The 19,536-nt window shown below is 73.2% G+C and carries 17 protein-coding genes; 14 read left to right on the plus strand and 3 right to left on the minus strand.

Annotation, left to right across the window (positions count from 1 at the left end; genetic code table 11):
* The first annotated feature begins 77 nt into the window (after nucleotides 1–77).
* The 9 genes from BLT52_RS03780 (at nucleotide 78) to BLT52_RS03820 (ending at nucleotide 10,807) form a co-directional block, all read left to right on the plus strand.
* Nucleotides 78–2,171 (plus strand): DUF6049 family protein, encoded by a 2,094-nt coding sequence (locus BLT52_RS03780; RefSeq protein WP_090590782.1) that lies wholly within the window; start codon nucleotides 78–80, stop codon nucleotides 2,169–2,171.
* The gene (gene murJ, locus BLT52_RS03785; RefSeq protein WP_090590786.1) at nucleotides 2,168–5,761 is read left to right on the plus strand and encodes a murein biosynthesis integral membrane protein MurJ; all 3,594 of its coding nucleotides are present in this window, start codon (nucleotides 2,168–2,170) and stop codon (nucleotides 5,759–5,761) included. Before BLT52_RS03780 ends, murJ begins: the two co-directional genes overlap by 4 nt.
* Nucleotides 5,758–6,339: an RNA polymerase sigma factor SigM gene (sigM, locus tag BLT52_RS03790; RefSeq protein WP_090590788.1), complete on the plus strand. Its 582-nt coding sequence runs from the start codon at nucleotides 5,758–5,760 to the stop codon at nucleotides 6,337–6,339. Before murJ ends, sigM begins: the two co-directional genes overlap by 4 nt.
* Nucleotides 6,336–6,821, plus strand: coding sequence for a hypothetical protein (locus BLT52_RS03795; protein WP_090590790.1), 486 nt, complete (start codon nucleotides 6,336–6,338; stop codon nucleotides 6,819–6,821). The genes sigM and BLT52_RS03795 overlap by 4 nt, the downstream gene beginning before the upstream one ends.
* 136 nt (nucleotides 6,822–6,957) lie before the next feature.
* Entirely contained in the window at nucleotides 6,958–7,272 is a 315-nt protein-coding gene (locus tag BLT52_RS03800) for a hypothetical protein (RefSeq protein ID WP_090590792.1), read from the plus strand.
* Nucleotides 7,273–7,335: 63 nt separating this feature from the next.
* Complete coding sequence (locus BLT52_RS03805) at nucleotides 7,336–7,578, plus strand: DUF3072 domain-containing protein (protein ID WP_090590794.1); 243 nt, start codon at nucleotides 7,336–7,338, stop codon at nucleotides 7,576–7,578.
* Nucleotides 7,579–7,633: 55 nt separating this feature from the next.
* On the plus strand, nucleotides 7,634–8,620 hold the full coding sequence (locus tag BLT52_RS03810; protein ID WP_090590796.1) for a TIGR03557 family F420-dependent LLM class oxidoreductase: 987 nt from the start codon (nucleotides 7,634–7,636) through the stop codon (nucleotides 8,618–8,620).
* Nucleotides 8,621–8,859: 239 nt separating this feature from the next.
* Nucleotides 8,860–10,152 carry a TrkH family potassium uptake protein gene (locus BLT52_RS03815; RefSeq protein ID WP_231946491.1) on the plus strand — a complete coding sequence of 431 codons (1,293 nt, stop codon included), beginning with the start codon at nucleotides 8,860–8,862 and terminating at the stop codon, nucleotides 10,150–10,152.
* A gap of 13 nt (nucleotides 10,153–10,165) precedes the next feature.
* Nucleotides 10,166–10,807, plus strand: coding sequence for a potassium channel family protein (locus BLT52_RS03820; protein ID WP_231946492.1), 642 nt, complete (start codon nucleotides 10,166–10,168; stop codon nucleotides 10,805–10,807).
* A 48-nt stretch (nucleotides 10,808–10,855) separates the two neighbouring features.
* On the opposite strand, the gene BLT52_RS03825 is transcribed toward BLT52_RS03820, so the two are convergent.
* On the minus strand, nucleotides 10,856–11,218 hold the full coding sequence (locus tag BLT52_RS03825; RefSeq protein ID WP_090590802.1) for a PIN domain-containing protein: 363 nt from the start codon (nucleotides 11,216–11,218) through the stop codon (nucleotides 10,856–10,858).
* A gap of 321 nt (nucleotides 11,219–11,539) precedes the next feature.
* On the opposite strand from BLT52_RS03825, the gene BLT52_RS03830 reads away from it, so the two are divergent.
* The 5 genes from BLT52_RS03830 to BLT52_RS03850 all read left to right on the plus strand — a co-directional run bounded on the left by BLT52_RS03830 (nucleotide 11,540) and on the right by BLT52_RS03850 (nucleotide 16,062).
* Nucleotides 11,540–12,994, plus strand: a complete 1,455-nt coding sequence (locus BLT52_RS03830; protein WP_090590805.1) for an ABC transporter substrate-binding protein — start codon at nucleotides 11,540–11,542, stop codon at nucleotides 12,992–12,994.
* Nucleotides 12,991–13,980 (plus strand): carbohydrate ABC transporter permease, encoded by a 990-nt coding sequence (locus BLT52_RS03835; protein ID WP_172803983.1) that lies wholly within the window; start codon nucleotides 12,991–12,993, stop codon nucleotides 13,978–13,980. The genes BLT52_RS03830 and BLT52_RS03835 overlap by 4 nt, the downstream gene beginning before the upstream one ends.
* Nucleotides 13,980–14,915, plus strand: coding sequence for a carbohydrate ABC transporter permease (locus tag BLT52_RS03840; RefSeq protein ID WP_090590806.1), 936 nt, complete (start codon nucleotides 13,980–13,982; stop codon nucleotides 14,913–14,915). The genes BLT52_RS03835 and BLT52_RS03840 overlap by 1 nt, the downstream gene beginning before the upstream one ends.
* Before the next feature lie 61 nt (nucleotides 14,916–14,976).
* The gene (locus BLT52_RS03845) at nucleotides 14,977–15,318 is read left to right on the plus strand and encodes a DUF2200 domain-containing protein (RefSeq protein WP_090590808.1); all 342 of its coding nucleotides are present in this window, start codon (nucleotides 14,977–14,979) and stop codon (nucleotides 15,316–15,318) included.
* A 78-nt stretch (nucleotides 15,319–15,396) separates the two neighbouring features.
* Entirely contained in the window at nucleotides 15,397–16,062 is a 666-nt protein-coding gene (locus tag BLT52_RS03850; protein WP_090590809.1) for a DUF998 domain-containing protein, read from the plus strand.
* On the opposite strand, the gene BLT52_RS03855 is transcribed toward BLT52_RS03850, so the two are convergent.
* Both BLT52_RS03855 and valS read right to left on the minus strand, forming a co-directional pair.
* Nucleotides 16,037–16,666, minus strand: coding sequence for a CDP-alcohol phosphatidyltransferase family protein (locus tag BLT52_RS03855; protein ID WP_090590812.1), 630 nt, complete (start codon nucleotides 16,664–16,666; stop codon nucleotides 16,037–16,039). The two genes, BLT52_RS03850 and BLT52_RS03855, sit on opposite strands and share 26 nt — an antisense overlap.
* A gap of 273 nt (nucleotides 16,667–16,939) precedes the next feature.
* The gene (valS, locus tag BLT52_RS03860) at nucleotides 16,940–19,519 is read right to left on the minus strand and encodes a valine--tRNA ligase (protein WP_090590814.1); all 2,580 of its coding nucleotides are present in this window, start codon (nucleotides 19,517–19,519) and stop codon (nucleotides 16,940–16,942) included.
* Between the last annotated feature and the right edge of the window lie 17 nt (nucleotides 19,520–19,536).

Here is a 19,536-nt window from a genome sequence, read left to right on the forward strand (position 1 = left end):
CACGCCCCCGCCTCCCGCACGCCTCCCGCCCCGCACGGCTCCCGGCCCGGCGGGCGGGCCGCCCCTACGATGAGCGGGTGAGTGCTCCGACCCGACGACGGCCGCGTGCCGGCGTCGCCGGGGCGCTGCTGCTGGCCCTGCTGGCCACCCTGCTGTGCCTGGTGGCGGTGCCCGGGCCGCCGGCGGCGGCGGTGGAGCCGGAGCCGCAGGACGTCTCCATCACCCTCACCGAGGTCAGCCCGGCCACCCTGGACCGGGAGGACACCCTCACCGTGCGCGGCACGGCCACCAACCTGCGCCAGACCCCGGTCGTGCAGCCCCAGCTGCTGCTCTGGCGCGACCAGGGCACCCTCTACACCGACCCCGCGCAGCTGGCCGACCTGGCCGCGGCCCCCAGCACGCTCCCGGTCGGCGCCCGGGTGCTGGTGGAGTCCGCCTTCACCCAGGACCTCCCCGCCTCCCTCGAACCCGGCCAGAGCGTCGACTTCGAGCTCAGCGCCACCGTCGAGGAGCTCGGGCTGCCCCCGGGCGACGGTGCGGCCCTGGTCGGTGTCCAGGCCCGCGAGGCGGCCAGCACCACCGTCGGCCGCGTCCGGACGCTGGTCCCGCTGGTCACCGAGGAGCACCCGCCCGTCCCCGTCGCCACCGTGGTCACCCTCAGCGCCGCCCCGACCCGCGTCGCAGCGGACCTGGTGGCCGACGACTCGCTGGGTGAGCAGCTCGGGACCGGTGGGCGGCTGGCGGTGCTGCTCGACCGGGCCGCCCGCCCGGGCGTCAGCTGGGCCGTCGACCCCGGTCTGCTCCTCGAGGTCACCGACCTGGCCGACGGCTACCAGGTCCGCGCCGGACCCGACGAGACCACCCCCGGCGCGCACGCCGAGGCAGCCGCGCGCTGGCTGACCGCCTTCGACGAGCTCCCGCGCGAGCGGGGGTTCCGGCTGCCGTGGGGCGACCCGGACCTGCTGTCGGTGGCCGGCTCCGACAGCGAGGTGCTGCTCGGTGCGGTCGTCGCCGCCCAGCGGAGCACCGAGCTCGGCGCCGCGGACGGTCTGCCGCTGCTGACCGCCACCGCCGACGGCACCCTCGACGCCGCCACCCTGGACCTGGTCGACGCGATGGACCCGGCCGCCGTCCTGACCGGAGGTGCGGACGGCTCGGCCGTCGCCAGCCGCCCCGACGCACCGCACGTCCTCGACGTCGACACCGCCGCCTTCACCCCCGTCCTCGGTCCCGACCCCCGCACCAGCCCGCCGCAGGTGGTGGGCCACCTGACCACCCGGACGCTGCTGGCCAGCCTGGCCGCCGACGCCGGCGGCGCCGACCCGGCACCCGAGCTGCGGCTGGTGGACACCGTCGAGCAGGCCGCGGCCGACGCCGCCACCGACGACCTGGCCTGGCAGACCCGGGTGGGGCTGCCCGAGCTGCTGGCGGACCCGGGCACCGGGTGGGACGGCCGGCTCGACCCCCCTCCGGCCGGGGCCCCGGATCAGCTCGACCCCGCCGTGCTGGAGTCCGCCGCCACCCTGCACGAGGACCTCCGCGCCGCCCGCGAGCTGCTCAGCGACCCCGCCCAGGCCGCCGACGCCGACCGCGAGACCTCCACCGCGGTCAGCAGCTGGTGGCGCGCCGACCGCACCTCCGCCGGCGCCCGGGAGGCCTGGCTGGCCCCCCGGACCCACCGGCTGGAGCGGCTGCTCAGCGGGGAGGGCATGCGGCTCACCGTGGCCGACAACGTCGCCATGTCGGCCCGCTCGGGACAGTTCCCGGTGAGCATCACCAACCGGCTGGACCGCGCCGTCCGGGTGCAGGTCGTCTTCACCACCGACAACCGGGCCCGGCTGGACATCCCCGCGATCACCGGGCTCGAGGTGCGTCCCGGCCAGACCGTGACCGCGACCGCCGCCCCGCGCGCCCGGGCCAACGGCAGCGTCAAGGCCGTCGCCCAGCTCGCCACCGCCTCCGGACGCCCGTTCGGCACCCCCCAGGAGATCACCATCGAGGCCAGCGAGATCGGGCGCGCCGGGTGGGTGATCGTCATCGGCTCCGGCATCGTGCTGGTCGGCGGCACCGTGCTGCGCGTCCGCCAGGTGCGGCGCCAGCAGGCCGCCGGCACCACCACGGACGGGGACGGCACGACCGCACCGGTCCACCAGGAAGGGACCCACCGATGAGCGAGGACGCCCGCAGCAGGTCGCTGATCTCCTCGGGGGCGGTGATGGCCGCCGGCACCATGGCCTCGCGGGTGCTCGGCTTCGTGCGGGCCATCATGATCGCCGTGGTGCTGGGCAACGGCACCCGCCAGGGCGACATGTTCACCCTGGCCAACACCATCCCCAACAGCCTCTACATCCTCTTCGCCGGCGGCGCGCTGAACACCGTCCTGGTGCCCCAGATCGTGCGGGCCACCAAGAACGACGAGGACCACGGGGAGGCCTACACCAACCGGATCATGACGGCCTTCCTGGCCATCATCGCCGCCGTCACCGTGGTCCTGCTGCTGGCCGCCCCGCTGGTGCTGCGGATCTACACCGACACGGGCTGGCGCGGGGAGGAGCTCGACGCCCAGTACGAGTCGATGCTCACCCTCACCTACCTCTGCCTGCCGCAGGTGTTCTTCTACGGCGCGTTCTTCCTGGCCGGGCAGGTGCTCAACGCCCGCGGCCGATTCGGCCCGATGATGTGGGCCCCGATCGCCAACAACGTGGTCTCGATCGCCGTCTTCGCCCTCTACCTGGTGGTCTTCGGCTCCAGCGGGGACCGCGGCGCCGCGTTCACCGGCACCCAGGAGCTGGTCCTCGGTCTCGGTGCCACGCTGGGCATCGTGGTGCAGGCGGCGATCCTGCTGCCGTTCCTGCGCCGGGCCGGATTCGTCTACCGCCCTCGCTTCGACCTCCGCGGCACCGGGCTGGGCCACACCTTCTCCCTGGCCAAGTGGACCCTGGGCTTCGTCGCCGTCACCCAGCTCGCCCTGGTCGCGGTCAACCGGCTGGCCAGCAGCGCCACCACCGGCGGCAGCGGCGCCGGCCTGCTGGTCTACAACAACGCCTACCTGGTCTGGATCCTGCCGCACTCGGTGATCACCATCTCCCTGGCCACCGCGATGGTCACCTCGGCCTCGCGGATGGCCGCCGACGGCGACGTGGCCGGGGTGGCCCGCGAGACCACCCGCACGCTCCGCCTCACCACCACGGTGCTGCTCCCCGCCGCGGTGGCCTTCCTGGCGCTGGCCCTGCCCATCTCCCGGCTGATCTTCGGCTTCGGGGAGGGTGCGGAGGACTACCCGCTGGTGGCCTGGGCGCTGATGGCCTTCGCCATCGGGCTGGTGCCCTTCACCGTCCACTACGTCTGCCTCCGGGCCTTCTACGCCCTCGAGGACACCCGCACCCCCTTCCTGCTGCAGGCGCTGATCGCCGGCCTGAACGCCGGGCTCGCGGTGCTGCTGGTGCGGCTGGTGGACGACCCGCGGCTGGTGGCCGCCGCGCTGGGTCTGGCCTACTCGCTGGCCTACACCGTCGGCGTCGTGGTCGCCTACCAGAGGCTGCGGCGCAGCCTCCCCACGCTCACCGTCCGCCCGCTGGTCCGCCACCTGGTCCGTGTCGGGGTGGCCATCGCCCCCGCCGGGGCGGCCGCCTGGCTGATCACCTGGGGCCTGGCCCGCCAGACCGACAGCCGGCTGGTCTCGGCCGGGGCGCTCGTCCTGGCCGGTGTGGTGGCCCTCGCCATGTACGTCGCCATGGCCCGCCTGCTGCACCTGCGCGAGATGGATGACATCGTGAGCACGGTGCTGCGGCGCGGTCGGGGCACCGACCAGGCCGGCACGACCGAGCGGGAGGGGGACGAGGTGGGACGCGAGCAGCGCGACGACACGCCGGACCGTCTCGGCCCCGCCACGCCCGAGACCGTCGACGCGACCCCCGTGCCCACCGGGTCGACCGGTCCCACGCCGGTACCGACCGGGGCCGACGTGCCCACGGAGGCGATGTCGGCCGTGGACGTCGAGGGGCTGCCGGTGCGGCCCGCCCCGGGCACCACCGCCGGTCCCGGGTCGGATGCCGACGAGCCCACCACCACCCTGCCCCCCGCCGGACCGGCCACCGACGGCTGGGCCGAGCAGGGGGCCGGACCCGTGGCCGAGGACGAGGACCCCGAGGACGGACCGCCCGAGACCAGCGGTCCACGCCAGCGGGCCGGGGACGTCCTCGGGCGCCGCTACCGCCTGGAGGAGGTGCTGGCCGGACGCGCCGACGCCCACACCTGGCGCGCCTTCGACCAGGTGCTCTCCCGCTCGGTGCTGGTGCAGGTGCTGCCACCGGAGGACCCCCGCTCGCCGGCCCTGCTGGAGGCCGCGCGCGCCTCGGCGGTGGCCACCGACTCCCGCTTCCTGCGGGTGCTGGACGCGGTCTACAGCGACGACCCGGCGGTGGGTTCCTACATCGTCACCGAGTTCAGCCCCGGCCAGACCCTGGAGGTGCTGCTCAACCAGGGCCCGCTCTCGGCGCTGGAGGCCGCCTGGCTGGTGCGCGAGGCCGCCGACGCGCTGGCCGGCATGCACGCCATGAAGCTGCACCACGGCCACCTCGGCCCGGACGCCCTGACCATCACCCCCGCCGGGAACCTCAAGATCACCGGCTTCCTGCTCGAGGCGGCCATCGTGCCCACCGAGGACGAGGCGGAGGCGGTCAGCGGGGCGCCGCGCGAGGAGGACCCCGAGGTCCAAGACGTCCGCGACCTCGGCCGGCTGCTGTACGCGGCCCTGGTCTCGCGCTGGCCCGGCGCCGCCCGCTACGGGCTGGAGGCCGCCCCCCGCGACGGCGACCGGCTGCTCACCCCGCGCCAGGTGCGCCACGGCGTCTCCCCCGCCCTGGACCGCATCACCGACCAGATCCTCTCCCCCGTCCCGCGTCAGCACGACACCCCGCTGACCACCGCGGCCGAGGTCGCGGGCGCCCTCAACGCCGTGCTCGGCACCGCCGACGCCTCCCACGACCTCGAGCGCCGGGTGCGCCAGCCGGTGCCGGTGGTGGGCGCGCAGGCCACCACGGCCGTGCCGGCGGTCTCGGCCAGCTCGCCCGTCTCCGCCCCGGTCACCGAACCCATGGGCACCGGCGGCGCCCAGCCGATGGAGCCCACCGGCGTGCGGGTGGTGGAGACCGGTCGCCCGGCGCCGCGCCGCTGGCTGTGGGTGCTGCTGCTCCTCCTCGTGCTGGCCCTGGTCTTCGGCCTGGTCGGGGTCTACCTCCGGAACCAGGCCCAGTTCACCGGCAACGCGCCGGACCCCGCGCCGTCCGTCGCACCGGCGCCGGTCGAGGTCCGCGAGGTCATCGTCTTCGACCCCGAGGGCGACCCGCCGGGCGACGAGAACAACGACACCGCCCCGCAGGCGGTCGACGGCGACCCCGGCACCGCCTGGGAGACCGTCTACTACCTGGGCAACCCGCAGCTGGGCGGGCTCAAGCGGGGGGTCGGTCTGGTCCTCGACCTCGGTGACGTCCAGCAGGTGGGCTCGGTGGACGTCCTGCTGCCCGACGGCACCACCTCGGCGGAGATCCTGGTGCCGACCCAGCGCGACGTCGCCACCGCCCCCACCTCCAGCGACGAGGACTGGGACGTGGTGGCCGAGCAGGAGGACGTCGGTGGCCAGACCGCCTTCCAGCTCGAGGAGCCGGTCAGCACCCGCTACGTGCTCGTCTACCTGACCTCGCTCCCGGCCGACGGCGACCGCTTCCGCGGCCGCGTCCTCGAGGTGCAGGTGACCGGGTGAGCACGACGGGTGAGCGCAGCGACGCGGAGCTGCTGGCGGCCCACGTCGCCGGCGACGACACCGCCTTCGCCGAGCTGGTGCGGCGCCACAGCGACCGCCTGTGGGCGCTGGCCCTGCGCACCCTGCGGGACCGCCAGGACGCCGAGGACGCCCTGCAGGAGGCGCTGATCTCGGCGTTCCGCCGGGCCGACTCCTTCCGCGGGGACTCCGCGGTGACCACCTGGCTGCACCGGGTGGTGGTGAACGCCTGCCTGGACCGGATCCGCCGCAACCAGGTCCGCCGGGCCCAGCCGCTGCCCGAGGAGGACCACGACCTGCCGGCCACGACCAGCACGGAGCAGGACGTCGAGGAGGGTCTGGTGCGGCTGGACGTGCAGGAGGCGCTGGGCCACCTCAACGCCGACCAGCGGGCCGCCCTGGTGCTGGTGGACATGGAGGGCTACTCCGTCGAGGACGCCGCCCGCGTGCTGGGCTGCGCGCCGGGGACGGTGAAGAGCCGCTGCTCCCGCGGACGGGCGAAGCTGGCCCCGCTGCTGGCCCACCTGGACGAGCCGGCCGGGTCGGAGGTACGGCGGTGAGCACCGAGGAGCGCTGGCCCGGCGAGCTGGAGAGCAGCCTGCGCTGGCAGACCGGGGTGGTGGTGGCCAGCGCGGCGGCGCTCGTCCTGTCGGGGGTGATGCTGCGCGAGCGGCCACCCGGCTGGGCCGCGGTGGTGGCCCTGGTGCTGGGGCTCCTGGTCGTGTACCTGGCGGTCGTCTGGTCCCGCTCCCGCGCCCGGATGGCCATCTGGGGCACCGAGCTGACGGTGCGGCGCTGGCGGCAGGTGCAGGCGGTCGACGCCTCGGAGGTGACCGCCGTCCGGCAGCGGCTGACCGGCCTCGGACCGGACTTCGTCGTGGTGGCCGGGGACCGCAGGCTGCACGTGCCGACGTCCCGGGTGCGTCGCGGCCACTCCAGCTTCTTCGAGTGGCTGCTCGCCCACGGGAACGATCCCGAGCTCGACCGCGGCACCCGCCGCACCCTGAAGCTGGTCCGCGAGCGTGGGCTGATCGAGCGTTGAGGAGCAGACGTAGGCTGGAGGGAACCACCGGCGAGGACGTCACGTCCAAGCCGAGGACCGGCTCGCCACGGCCCTCCACCGAAGGGGGCGGAGCCCGTGTCCTGCACACAGGGACGGACCGATCGGAGGAGCGCTGGTGACTGGGCAGCACGCTGACGACGCGCAGGAGCGCCGCCAGGACGCCGAGGAGCAGCGCGTCGTCGCCGAGGCCCTCGCCGCCGCGCCGCCCGAGCCGGTCCCCGCCGACGTCCTGTCCGGGCTGCTGGCCACCGTCCGGGCCGAGATCGAGCGACGCGCGGAGGGCGAGGCCACCCGGGAGCGCGCCGCCGCGATCAGCGCGACCCTGCAGCGCTCCGCCCGGGGCACCTACGGGGTCAACGTGCCCCGACGCCCGACCGTCCCGCACGCGGTCCCCGACGTCCACGACCACGACACCGCCGGCACCGGCTGACCCCGTTCCCCGTGCCGCGGGGTGGCCGCCAGGACTGTCGGTGCCGCCACCTACTCTCAGGGCATGACGCAGAACACGAACGACGGCCCCCAGCAGGGCGAGACCATCGGCGCCTCCGCGCCCGGCCAGCACGAGGGGCTCGAGCGCGACCCCAGCGACTGGGTCAGCGGCGACGACCCCATGACCGAGGCCCAGCGCAGCTACCTCGACACCCTGGCCAAGCAGGCCGGCGAGGAGCTCCCCGCCGACCTCAACAAGGCCCAGGCCTCCGAGCACATCGAGCGTCTGAAGGCCGAGAACTCCTGACCGACGGCCGCGCCCCCACCGGTGCGCCGGGTGGGGGCGTGGGTAGGAAGGACGCATGACGAACTTCGGCTACACCCTGATGACCGAGCAGTCCGGCCCGCGAGAGCTGGTCGGCTACGCCGCCGAGGCCGAGCGCCGGGGCTTCGACTTCGAGGTCTCCAGCGACCACTACTCCCCCTGGCTGACCAGCCAGGGCCACGCGCCCTACGCCTGGAGCGTGCTGGGCGCGGTCAGCCAGGTCACCGAGCGGGTCGAGCTGATGACCTACGTGACCTGCCCGATCCAGCGCTACCACCCCACCGTGGTCGCCCAGAAGGCCGCGACCATGCAGCTGCTGTCCGGGGGCCGCTTCACCCTCGGGCTGGGCTCGGGTGAGAACCTCAACGAGCACGTCACCGGCGAGGGCTGGCCCCCGGTCGACCAGCGCCAGGAGATGTTCGCCGAGGCGGTCGAGATCATCTCCGAGCTGCACACCGGTGAGCTGGTCACCTACGACGGCCAGTACTTCCGGGTCGACTCCGCCCGCATCTGGGACGCCCCCGAGCAGGGCGTCCCGCTGGCCCTGGCCGTGTCGGGTGAGAAGTCGGTCTCCCGCTTCGCCGGGCTGGGCCACCACCTGGTCGCGGTCGAGCCCGACGCCGACCTGGTGCAGAGCTGGAACAGCACCCGTCAGCAGGCCGGGATCAGCGCCCCGAGCCGCTTCGTCGGGCAGATCCCGATCTGCTGGGGACCGGACGAGGCGGAGGCCACCGAGCTGGCCCACGACCAGTTCCGCTGGTTCGCCGGCGGCTGGGCCGTCAACGCCGACCTGCCGACCCCCGCCGGGTTCGCCGGGGCCACGCAGTTCGTCCGTCCCGAGGACGTCGCCCAGCAGATCCCCTGCGGCCCCGACCTGGACGCCGTGGTCGAGGCGGTCCGCCCGTACTGGGAGGCCGGGTTCACCGACATCGCCCTGGTCCAGGTGGGCGACCGGCACCAGCAGGAGTTCCTGGAGCAGGCAGCGGAGCCGTTGCTGGAGAAGCTCCGCGCCGCCGCCAGCTGACCGGACCACCCGAGCCCGTCGGAGCGGCCTGGGTCCCAGGCAGCTCCGGCGCGGCCTCGCGCGCAGAGCCGCCCGGGAGGCCGGTGGCACGACGGACGTCAGCAGCCACGGTCATCCAGACCCCACCTGCGCGCAGGTGGGACCAGCCCGTGAGAGGTTGAGGCCGTGTCGCTGGTGCTGGAGTGCGCGTCGAGCGGCCGCTGTTGAACGCCTTGCGGAATCCCAGTCGGGTCATCGCCGTGGCGCTGGCCCTGGCGATCGTGGTGGGTACGGCGCTGCTGGCGCTGCCGGTGGCCTCGGCGGACGGTCAGCGGGCCGGGTGGGTGACCGCCCTGTTCACGGCCACCTCGGCCGTGTGCGTCACGGGCCTGGTGGTGGTCGACACCGCCACGTACTGGTCCTGGTTCGGTGAGCTCGTCATCCTGCTGCTGATCCAGGCCGGCGGGCTGGGCATCATGACGTTGGCCACCCTGGTGGTGATGCTGCTGTCACGCCGGGTCGGCCTGCGGGTGCGCTCGGTGGTGCAGACCGAGACCAAGGCGGTCACCGCCGCCGACATCCGACGGGTGGTGCGCCGGGTGGTGCTGTTCAGCCTGTCGGTCGAGGCGGTCGTCGCCGCTCTGCTGACCTTGAGGTTCGCCCTGGGTCATGGCCAGGCCCTGCCGCAGGCCCTGTACAGCGGGGTGTTCCACTCGGTCTCCGCGTTCAACAACGCCGGCTTCGGCCTGCACCCCGACAGCCTGGTGCGCTACGTCGAGGACCCCTGGGTCAGCCTCACGATCGCCGGCGCGGTGATCGTCGGCGGCCTCGGCTTCCCGGTCTGGTTCGAGCTCGCGAGGACCTGGCGGCGGCCACGCCAGTGGAGCGTCCTGACCCGCATCACCGTCTACACGACGGCCGTCCTGCTGGTCACGGGGACCGTCTTCATGGTCGTCGCGGAGAACTCGAACCCCGACACCCTGGGCGGGGTGGACCGTGAGCACCGGCTCGTGGCCGCGTTCGTCGCCGCGGTGATGCCCCGGACCGCCGGCTTCAACAACCTCGACATCGCCGCCCTGCGACCCGAGACGCTGTTCATGACCGACATCTTCATGTTCATCGGCGGCGGCAGCGCCGGCACCGCGGGCGGGGTGAAGGTCACCACCTTCGGGCTGCTGGCCTACGTCATCTGGGCCGAGACCCGGGGGGAGCGCGACGTGCACGTGGGGACCCGCCGGGTGCCGACCGCCAACCAGCGCCAGGCCCTCACCGTGGCCCTGCTCAGCGTCGGCATCGTGGTCCTCGCCACCCTCACGATGTCGGCGCTCACCACCCAGGGCTTCGACGTCATCCTGTTCGAGACGGTGTCGGCCTTCGCCACGGTCGGCCTGTCGACCGGGATCACCGCCTCGCTACCCGTACCGGCACAGCTGGTCCTGGTGGCGCTGATGTTCATCGGCCGGATCGGTCCGCTGACCGTGGCCTCGGCGATGGCCCTGCGGGAACGTCCCCGGCTGTACCAGCTACCAGAGGAGAGAACCATCGTTGGCTAGACACAAGGAACCCGTGGTCGTGATCGGTCTCGGCCGGTTCGGCACCGCGCTGGCCCTCGAGCTCGACCGGAGCGGGACGGAGGTCCTGGCCATCGACCAGCAGCCGTCGGTCGTCCAGCGGCTCGCCGGCAGCCTCACCCGTGTCGTCGCCGTCGACTCCACCGACATCGACGCCCTGCGCGAGGTCGGGGTCGCCGACTTCGAGCGCGCTGTGGTGGCCATCGGCGTGGACCAGCAGTCCAGCATCCTCACCACCGCCCTGCTCAGCGACCTCGGTGTCACCGACATCTGGGCCAAGGCCCTCAACGCCCAGCACGCCAAGATCCTGGAGCGGGTCGGCGCACGCCACATCTTCCAGCCCGAGCAGGAGATGGGCGAGCGCGTGGCGCACCTGCTGTCCGGTCGGATGCAGGACTACCTCGAGATCGGCAAGGACTGGGCCCTGGTCAAGACCGCACCACCCCGCTTCCTCGTCGGGGTCCCCCTCGGCGAGTCCAGGCTCAGGGCCCGCTTCCACGTGACCGTGGTGTCGGTGAAGCCCGAGGGCAGGGACGGGTTCACCTACGCCGACAACGCCACCACCCTCCGCTACGGCGACCAGATCCTCGTGGTCGGGACGGTCGCAGCGATCGAGCGGTTCACCGACGAGATCTAGCCGGTGACGGACCCGCGCAGCAGACGCCGGCGTCGGGACCGGTGATCGTCAGGGGAGCCACGAGGGGCCGCGCACCTCGGCGCCCAGCGGGGTGACCCGGGCCCGGAGACCGCGGTCGGCCGTCACCACCACGACGTCGAGGCCCTCCCCGAGGAGCGACGAGGCGCACTCGACGATGGTGTCGTCGCCCTCGCCGGGGGCGTGGACCACCCGGATCCGCTGCTGCTCGCCCTCCTCGACCCCCGCGCGGGCCGCCCCCTCCAGCACCAGCACCACCGACGCCCCCGCGGTGGCACCGCCGTCCACCGACCCCGCCAACCGGGCGTGCAGCCGCGAGGCCGCTCCCGGGCGGTCCTTCCACCAGCCGTCGGGACGGCTACCCACCACGTTGGCACCGTCCACCACCCACACCGGTCCCCCTGCCGCCCCGCTCGAAGGACCCGAGAGGGAGCGCTCGGCGGTCACCGGCGAGGAGGACGGACCTCCGGCGGGGTCCCCGGCGGCCGGCCGGTCCTCCGGCCCGGGTGGGGACTCGGCACGCCGACCCGTCCCGCCGGCTTCGGCTGGGTGTCGGGGTGCCACGGCTTCGCCCATCCCAGCACCCCATCACTTCTCGGGCGGTGTGGCGACTTCTCCTCCGGGGTAACGGCCGCGTCCTTGGATAGAAGCGCTTCTCGGGGGTAGAAGTGGGTCAGCCGGAGCCACGGGTGCGCCGGCGGCCAGGAGGACGCCATGACGAACACGCCCATCAACCGTGCGACGCCGTCGCCGACCGCTGTCGCTCGCCCCCGCCGGACCCGCCGCAGGACGACCCTCGCGGCGTCCCTGCTGGGCATCAGCCTCCTGGCGACCGCCTGCAACCCGGCCGCCCAGCCCGACCCGGGCACCCCCGGGGGCGGTGGCGGTGGCGAGCAGGGCGTCGACTTCGCCGCAGCCCCCACCGGCGCGCTGGCCATCAGCGGCTACAACCCGTCCGACGAGGTGGCCGAGGCCCGGTCCGACCACGCCGAGGCGCAGCTGGCCGACGTCGACATCACCCTGGACACCACCAGCTTCGACACCCAGAAGTTCGCGGCCCAGGCGGCCGCCGGGGACGTGCCGGACCTGATCCGCGCCGACCGCAACCTGGTGGCCACGCTGGCCGACCAGGAGCTGGTCCAGCCGATCGACGAGTGCTTCGCCGCCCACCAGGTCGCACCGCGCGAGTACTTCTACGCCCCGACCGTGGACGACGTCACCTACGACGGCGCCGTCTACGGCGTGCCCGAGTTCTTCCAGCCCGCGGCGCTGCTGGTCAACACCCGGGTGCTGGAGGAGGCCGGGCTCACGCTCGAGGACGTCGACAGCTCCGACCCGCAGGCCATGGTCGAGCTGGGCGAGCAGATCACCGAGCTCGACGGCGACAACCCCACCCGCCTGGGCTTCGACGCCGACATCCCCGGCTCCGCCGCGAACTGGATGGTGCTCCGCGGCGGGAAGGTGCAGGAGGCGGACGGACGTCCCGCGCTCGACTCGCCGGAGAACGTCGAGACCCTCACCTGGATGAAGGAGCTGATGGACGCCCAGGGCGGTTACCCGGCGATCAAGAGCTTCAAGGACTCCCAGGACGTCTTCGGCAACGAGAACCCCTACTCCGCCGACGAGATCGGGGTCGGCACCTGGGCCCAGTGGTACGTCAACGTGCTCTCGGACTACGAGGACGACATCGAGATCGCGGCGGTCCCGCTCTCCGACGCCAGCGGCCAGCCCGTCGCCATCGCCGGCGGCAGCGCCTTCGCCATCCCGAGCGGGGCCGAGAACCCCGCCGCCGCGTGCGCCTGGGCCGTCGAGGTCACCTCCCAGGAGGCCTGGATGGCCGCCGGTGAGGCCCGCGCCGCCGCGGTCGAGGAGGAGGGCGCGATCAACACCGGGCTCTTCACCGGATCGCCGGTCGCCGACCAGGCCGTCCGTGAGGCCTTCGTGGGCGACTCGGGCAGCGAGCAGTTCGACCAGGTCATCGACACCTACTACGAGATCCTCAGCAACCCCAGGACCCGGGGCGGCTCCGCGGTGGGTGAGCAGATCGGCAACGACCTGGAGAACGCGGTCATCGTCACCCTGTCCGACGAGAGCACCCCGCAGGAGGCGCTGGCCGAGGCCCAGGCCTCGTCGATGCGGGCCTGGGAGCAGTCGAGGGCCGGTTCGTGAGCTCGGCTCACACCGTCCGCGCCGCTGAGGAGCTCACCGACACCACCCCGCAACCCGCCCCGAAGCGGGGCCGACCGCGCAAGGTCAAGGAGAAGTACAGCTGGCGGGAGTCCCTGGCCGGGTACCTGTTCATCAGCCCCTGGCTCATCGGCTTCCTCACCTTCACGGTCATCTCGATGACCTGGAGCCTGGTGCTGTCCTTCAACGACTACAACGTGGCCACCGGGCGGCAGACCCCGGCCGGTCTGGACAACTACCGGCTGGTGGTGGAGGACCCCAAGGTCGTCACCTCGCTGGTCAACACCTTCGTCTTCGTGGTGCTCTCGGTGCCGATCGAGCTGGTGCTGGCCATCGTGCTGGCCCTGCTGCTCAACAACGTCCGGCGCGGCTCCGGGCTGTTCCGCACCCTGCTGTACCTGCCCAAGATGACGCCCTCGGTGGCCACCGCCGCGGTGTTCCTGCTGCTGCTCAACGGCAACACCGGCGCCATCAACGCGGTGCTGGAGTTCTTCGGGATCCCGGGGCCCCAGTGGCTGTCGGACCCGTCCTGGGTGAAGCCGTCCATCGTGGTGATGGGTCTGTGGGGTGTCGGCGGGTCGATGGTGCTGCTGCTGGCGGCCCTGCGCAACGTCCCGCGTGAGCTGCACGAGGCCGCCGCGGTGGACGGGGCCGGGTCGGTGCGGCGCTTCTTCCGCATCACCGTCCCGATGATCTCCCCCACCGTGTTCTTCGTCGTGGTGGTCAACACCATCGCCGCGCTGCAGGTCTTCGACCAGGCGTACCTCCTCTTCTACCGCGACGGGAACAGCAACGCCCCCGACGCGGCGCTGTTCTACGGGGTCTACCTGTTCCAGCAGGCCTTCCAGCAGTTCAACTTCGGGCTCGCCGCGGCCATGGCCTGGCTGCTCTTCGTGATCATCCTCGGCATCACCGCCGTGCAGATGGTGGTCGGCAACCGGACCGTGTACTACGAGGGAGGACGCTGATGGCCACCGAGGTCTCCTCCGAGCGCATCGTCGCCCCCCGGCGGGGCGCCACCACCGACACCGTCCAGTGGGCCGGACCACCCCGGCACAAGGTCGCCTCCACCGCCGCCCAGGTGGTGCAGTGGACCCTGCTGGGCGGTTTCTCGCTGCTGTTCCTCTACCCCTTCGTGTGGCTGCTGTCGGCCAGCCTCAAGCCGCGCGGGGAGATCTTCGACAACCGGCTGCTGCCGCTGACGGTGGTCTGGGACAACTACGTCGAGGTGTTCAACCAGCTGCCGCTGCTGTCCTGGATCAGCAACTCCATCATCATCGCGCTGCTGTCCGCGGGGCTGATGACCATCTCCAGCTCCCTGGTGGCCTTCGGGTTCGCCTACTTCCGCTTCCCGGGGAAGACCTGGCTGTTCCGGCTGCTGCTGGCCTCGATGATGCTGCCGGGCGCGGTCACGCTGATCCCGAACTACCTGATCTGGCGCTACCTGGGCTGGCTCGGCACCTCGGTCCCGCTGTGGGGGGCGGCGCTGTTCGGCTCCGGCTTCTACATCTTCCTGATGCGGCAGTTCTACCTGTCGCTGCCCCGGGAGCTGTTCGAGGCGGCCCGGGTCGACGGGTGCTCCGCGCTCGGGCTGTTCACCCGGATCGCCTTCCCGCTGGCCCTGCCGGCCTCGGTGATCGTGTTCATCTTCGAGTTCCAGGCCTCGTGGAACAACTTCACCGGCCCGTTGATCTACCTCAACGCGACCGGCGTGGAGAACTTCACGGTGCCGCTCGGGATCGCCCACGCGATGAGCCTGTACAGCCCGACCAACGGTGGTCAGGGCGACTACCAGTACGTGATGGTCGCCTCGCTGCTGGTGACGCTGCCGATGATCATCATCTTCGCCTTCGGGCAGCGGTACTTCGTGGAGGGCGTCGCCTCCGTCGGCGTTAAGGGCTGAGTCGTCCCCCGGTGGCCCTGCGGGGCTACCGCGGGGTGGCCGGCCTCGGTACGGTCGCGCTGTGCACCGGATCTTCACCACCAGCGTCGCCTCGGTCTACGTCCACTACGTCGCCAAGGTGGAGCGGAAGGGACGGACCCAGGAGGAGCTCGACCGGGTGATCGAGTGGTTGACCGGGTTCGACCAGCAGACGCTCCGCGCCCACCTCGACGGCGGCACCACGTTCGAGCGGTTCTTCGCCGAGGCGCGGATGAACCCGAGCACGTCCCTGATCACCGGGAGGGTCTGCGGCATCCGGGTCGAGGAGGTGGAGGACCCGCTGATGCGGAAGATCCGCTACCTGGACCTCCTGGTGGACGAGCTGGCCAGGGGCAAGGCGATGGAGAAGGTGCTGCGGGGCTGAGCGGGGCCCCGGTCGAGCTGCGGCGTCAGGAGGTGCGGTGACCACGCTGGGACGTCCACCCGACGCGGTGGCGCGGCCGTGAGCCGCGCGCCCGGCGTCCGGCGACTGGTGACCGCCGTCGGCTGGTTGCTCAGCACGGCACTGGTGCTGCTGGTGGAGGTGCTGGTGCCGCTGGCCTGGCCGATCCCCTGGAACCCGTTGGAGCAGACGGTCTCCGACCTCGGCGCCGTCGGCTGCGGTCCGGTGGCCTACGCCGACGGGGACCGCCAGGTGTGCTCGCCCTGGCACCCGCTGGCCAACGCGGGATGGGTGCTCAGCGGTCTGGCCCTGGCCGCCGGCGCGCTGACGGCTCGGGGGTGGCTCACCGGACGGGCCGGTGCGGCCGCGGTCGTCCTGCTGGTCCTGACCGGGCTGAGCATCGCGGCCACCGGACTCGCCCCGGTGGACACCCAGCCGGAGCTGCACCTGCTCGTCGCGGCGCCGGCCTTCCTGACCGGGAACGCCGCCCTGGTGCTGGTGGCGCTGGTGCTCCGGCGCCGGTCGACGTGGCTCAGCCGCACCGCGCTGGTGCTCGGCCTGGTTGGTGTGGTGGGGAGCGTGCTGACCACCGCCTGGGTGGTCACCGACGGGCCGCTCGGTCTCTGGGAGCGCCTGGCCGTCTACCCCGTCCAGGTGTGGGTGGTCCTCCCGGCCCTCGTCCTGCTGCGCCGGGGGACGGTCACAGCAGCGGCGTCCCCGCCGTGAGCTCCTCGCCCCGCCGCCCGGCCAGACGGAGCACGTAGCCGACCCCGGCCAGGGCGTGCAGCACGGCGCCGAGGCCGAAGCAGAGCAACCCCACCAGGGCCAGCGCCCCGGCCACCGGCAGCGTCGAGTCCCCGAGGAGCAGCGCGGGCAGCGCCACCATGATCAGCGCGGTCCTCGCCTTGCCCGCCCAGGAGGCGCGCATCAGAGCCATCCGGCTGCGCCACACCAGACCGGCCAGGAACACCACGGCATCCACCACCAGGACGGTGCCCAGCATCCACCAGGGCACCAGCCCGGCCACCGTCATGGCCAGCAGGATCAGGGTGATGCCGAGCCGGTCGGCCAGCGGGTCGAGCCAGATGCCGACGTCGGAGACGGTGTGGGTGCGACGCGCCAGGTAGCCGTCGACCCAGTCCGTGGCGCCGAAGACGACCAGCGCCACCGCCGTCCACGCCCGCTCGTCGGTCCCCAGCACCAACCAGCAGATCAGCGGCACGCACACCACCAGCCGGACCAGCGTGATCAGGTTGGGGACGGTCCCCCAGCCGCGGTGCTCGGGCACGACCCCGGAGGGGGCGGGGCTGTGGACGTCGGGCTCAGCCATCGACGCGGCTGCCCCGGCTCGGGCCCGCGCACGCCGGGTGGGCGGTCTTCCAGGCGGCGGGCATGGGCCCGAGTCTAGTCGCCGGAGGTCCTCCGCCGGGCGGGCCGAGCCCGGCGGGGTCCTGGCCCCGGCCGTCGGTCCACGGGGACCGGGCCGGTCCGTGCCCTCGGTCGAGGGACCACCGGGCCGGCCCCTGCCGCTGGTCGACGTCGCGCCGGGCGCTCGCGGCGCGATGTCCGGTCCCGACCCGGCCGCGCCGCCCGGGCCCGCGGGTCAGGCGGTGGCGGGCTCGTTGCGCAGCGTGGCGACGACGGTGAGCGGGCCGCTCCCGGCGGTCTCGGTGACCACCTCGCCGGTCACGTTGCCGGCGGCGCGGACGTCACCGAGGGCGAGGGTGAAGGCGGCGAGCGCCTCCTCGGTGCCGGTGACCAGCAGCTGCTCGACCTCGGTGCGCTGGGTGACCTTGGCGCTGGACTTGGCGCCGCGGACCTGGGCCACGACCTCGCTGGCCGCACCCAGCACCGCCGCGTCCGCCCCGGTCTGGCCGAGCTCGTCGACGACCGGCCAGGACGCCCGGTGGATCGACCCCTGCTGCCACCACGACCAGACCTCCTCGGTCACGTAGGGCAGGAACGGGGCGAGCAGGCGGAGCTGGACCGAGAGCGCGACCACGAAGGCGGCCCGGGCCGAGGTCGCCGCCGGCCCGTCCTCGCGGGCCCGGACCTTGACCAGCTCGAGGTAGTCGTCGCAGAAGTCCCAGAAGAACCGCTCGGTGACCTCGAGCGCGGTGGTGTAGTCGAACGCGTCGAAGGCGGCGGTGGCCTCGGTGACGACGCCGGCCAGCCGGGTCAGCAGGGCGACGTCGATGGGCTCGGTGACCAGGGCCGGGTCCAGCAGCGAGGCGTCCGCGCCCAGGCCGTAGGCCTCGGGGGCGGCGAGGACGAACTTGCTGGCGTTGAGGACCTTCATCGCCAGCCGGCGGCCGACCTTCATCTGCGCCTCGTCGAAGGGCGAGTCCAGGCCGGGACGGGCCATGGCCGCGCGCCAGCGGACGGCGTCGGAGCCGTAGCGGTCCAGGACGTCGCTGGGCACGACGACGTTCCCCTTGGACTTGCTCATCTTCTTGCGGTCGGGGTCGACGACGAAGCCGCTGATGCCGGCGGTGCGCCAGGGCACCGTGCCGAACTCCAGCTGGGACCGGACCGCGGTGGAGAACAGCCAGGTGCGGATGATGTCGTGGGCCTGGGGGCGCAGGTCCATCGGGAAGGTGGCGGCGAACAGCTCGGGGTCCCGCTCCCAGCCGCAGACGATCTGGGGGCTCATCGAGGACGTCGCCCAGGTGTCCATCACGTCGGGGTCGGCGATGAAGCCACCGGCCTGCCCGCGCTGGCCCTCCTCGAAGCCGGGCGGGCAGTCGCTGCTGGGGTCGACGGGCAGGGACGCCTCACCGGCCAGGACCGGCCGGTCGTAGTCGGGCTCGCCCTCGGCGTCCAGCGGGTACCAGACCGGGAAGGGCACCCCGAAGTAGCGCTGGCGGCTGATCAGCCAGTCCCCGTTCAGGCCGGCGACCCAGTTGTCGTAGCGGTGCTTCATGTGGGCGGGGACCCAACGGAGCTCCTCACCGCGGGCCAGCATGGCGGCCTTGAGGTCGGCGTCGCGGCCACCGTTGCGGATGTACCACTGGCGGGTGGAGACGATCTCGAGCGGCTTGTCGCCCTTCTCGAAGAAGTTCGCCTTCCGCTCGGTGGGCCTGGGCTCGCCGTCCAGGTCGCCGGAGGCGCGCAGCAGCGCCACCATGGCCTCGCGGGCGCTGAAGGTCGTCTTGCCGGCCAGCTCGGCGTAGGCCCCGGCGCCCTCGGCCGGGATCCACTCCGGCAGGTCACGCAGGACACGGCCGTCCCGGCCGATCACCACGCGCGCCGGAAGCTGCAGCTCGCGCCACCAGGTGACGTCGGTCAGGTCGCCGAAGGTGCAGCACATGACCAGGCCGGAGCCCTTGTCGGGCTCGGCGGCGGGGTGGGCGTGCACGGGCAGCTCGACCCCGAAGACCGGGCTGGTGACCGTCCCGCCGATCAGGTCGGCGTAGCGCTCGTCGTCGGGGTGGGCGATCAGCGCCACGCAGGCGGCGATCAGCTCGGGACGGGTGGTCTCGATGTGGACCGGACCGCCGCCGTCGGCGCGGGTGAAGGAGACCCGGTGGTAGGCCCCCGGGTAGTCCCGCGCCTCCAGCTCCGCCTGGGCGACGGCGGTCTGGAAGGTGACGTCCCACAGCGTCGGCGCCTCGGACATGTAGGCCTCGCCGCGGGCGACGTTGCGGAGGAAGCCCTTCTGCGCGACCGCGATGGAGTCGTCGGAGATGGTCGTGTAGAGCGTCGACCAGTCCACGCTGAGACCCACCTGGCGCCACAGCCCCTCGAAGGCCTGCTCGTCCACGGCCGTCAGCTGGTGGCAGAGGTCGACGAAGTTGCGCCGGCTGACCGGGACCTGGCGCTTGGGGTCCGGCTTCTCCGGCGGGGTGAACCCGGGGTCGTAGGGGACGCTGGGGTCGCAGCGGACGCCGTAGAAGTTCTGCACCCGGCGCTCGGTGGGCAGACCGTTGTCGTCCCAGCCGATCGGGTAGTAGACGTCCTTGCCCCGCATCCGCTGGTAGCGGGCGACCAGGTCGGTGTGGGTGTAGCTGAAGACGTGACCGACGTGCAGCGACCCCGACACCGTGGGCGGTGGGGTGTCGATGGAGAAGACCTGCTCGCGCGAGGTCGACCGGCCGAAGCGGTAGGTGCCCTGCTCCTCCCAGCGCTGGGACCAGGTGGCCTCCAGCCCTTCGAGGACGGGCTTCTCGGGGACGCTGTTCACAAGCGGGCAGTCTACGG

Source organism: Auraticoccus monumenti, assembly GCF_900101785.1.
Taxonomy (GTDB): Bacteria; Actinomycetota; Actinomycetes; order Propionibacteriales; family Propionibacteriaceae; genus Auraticoccus; species Auraticoccus monumenti.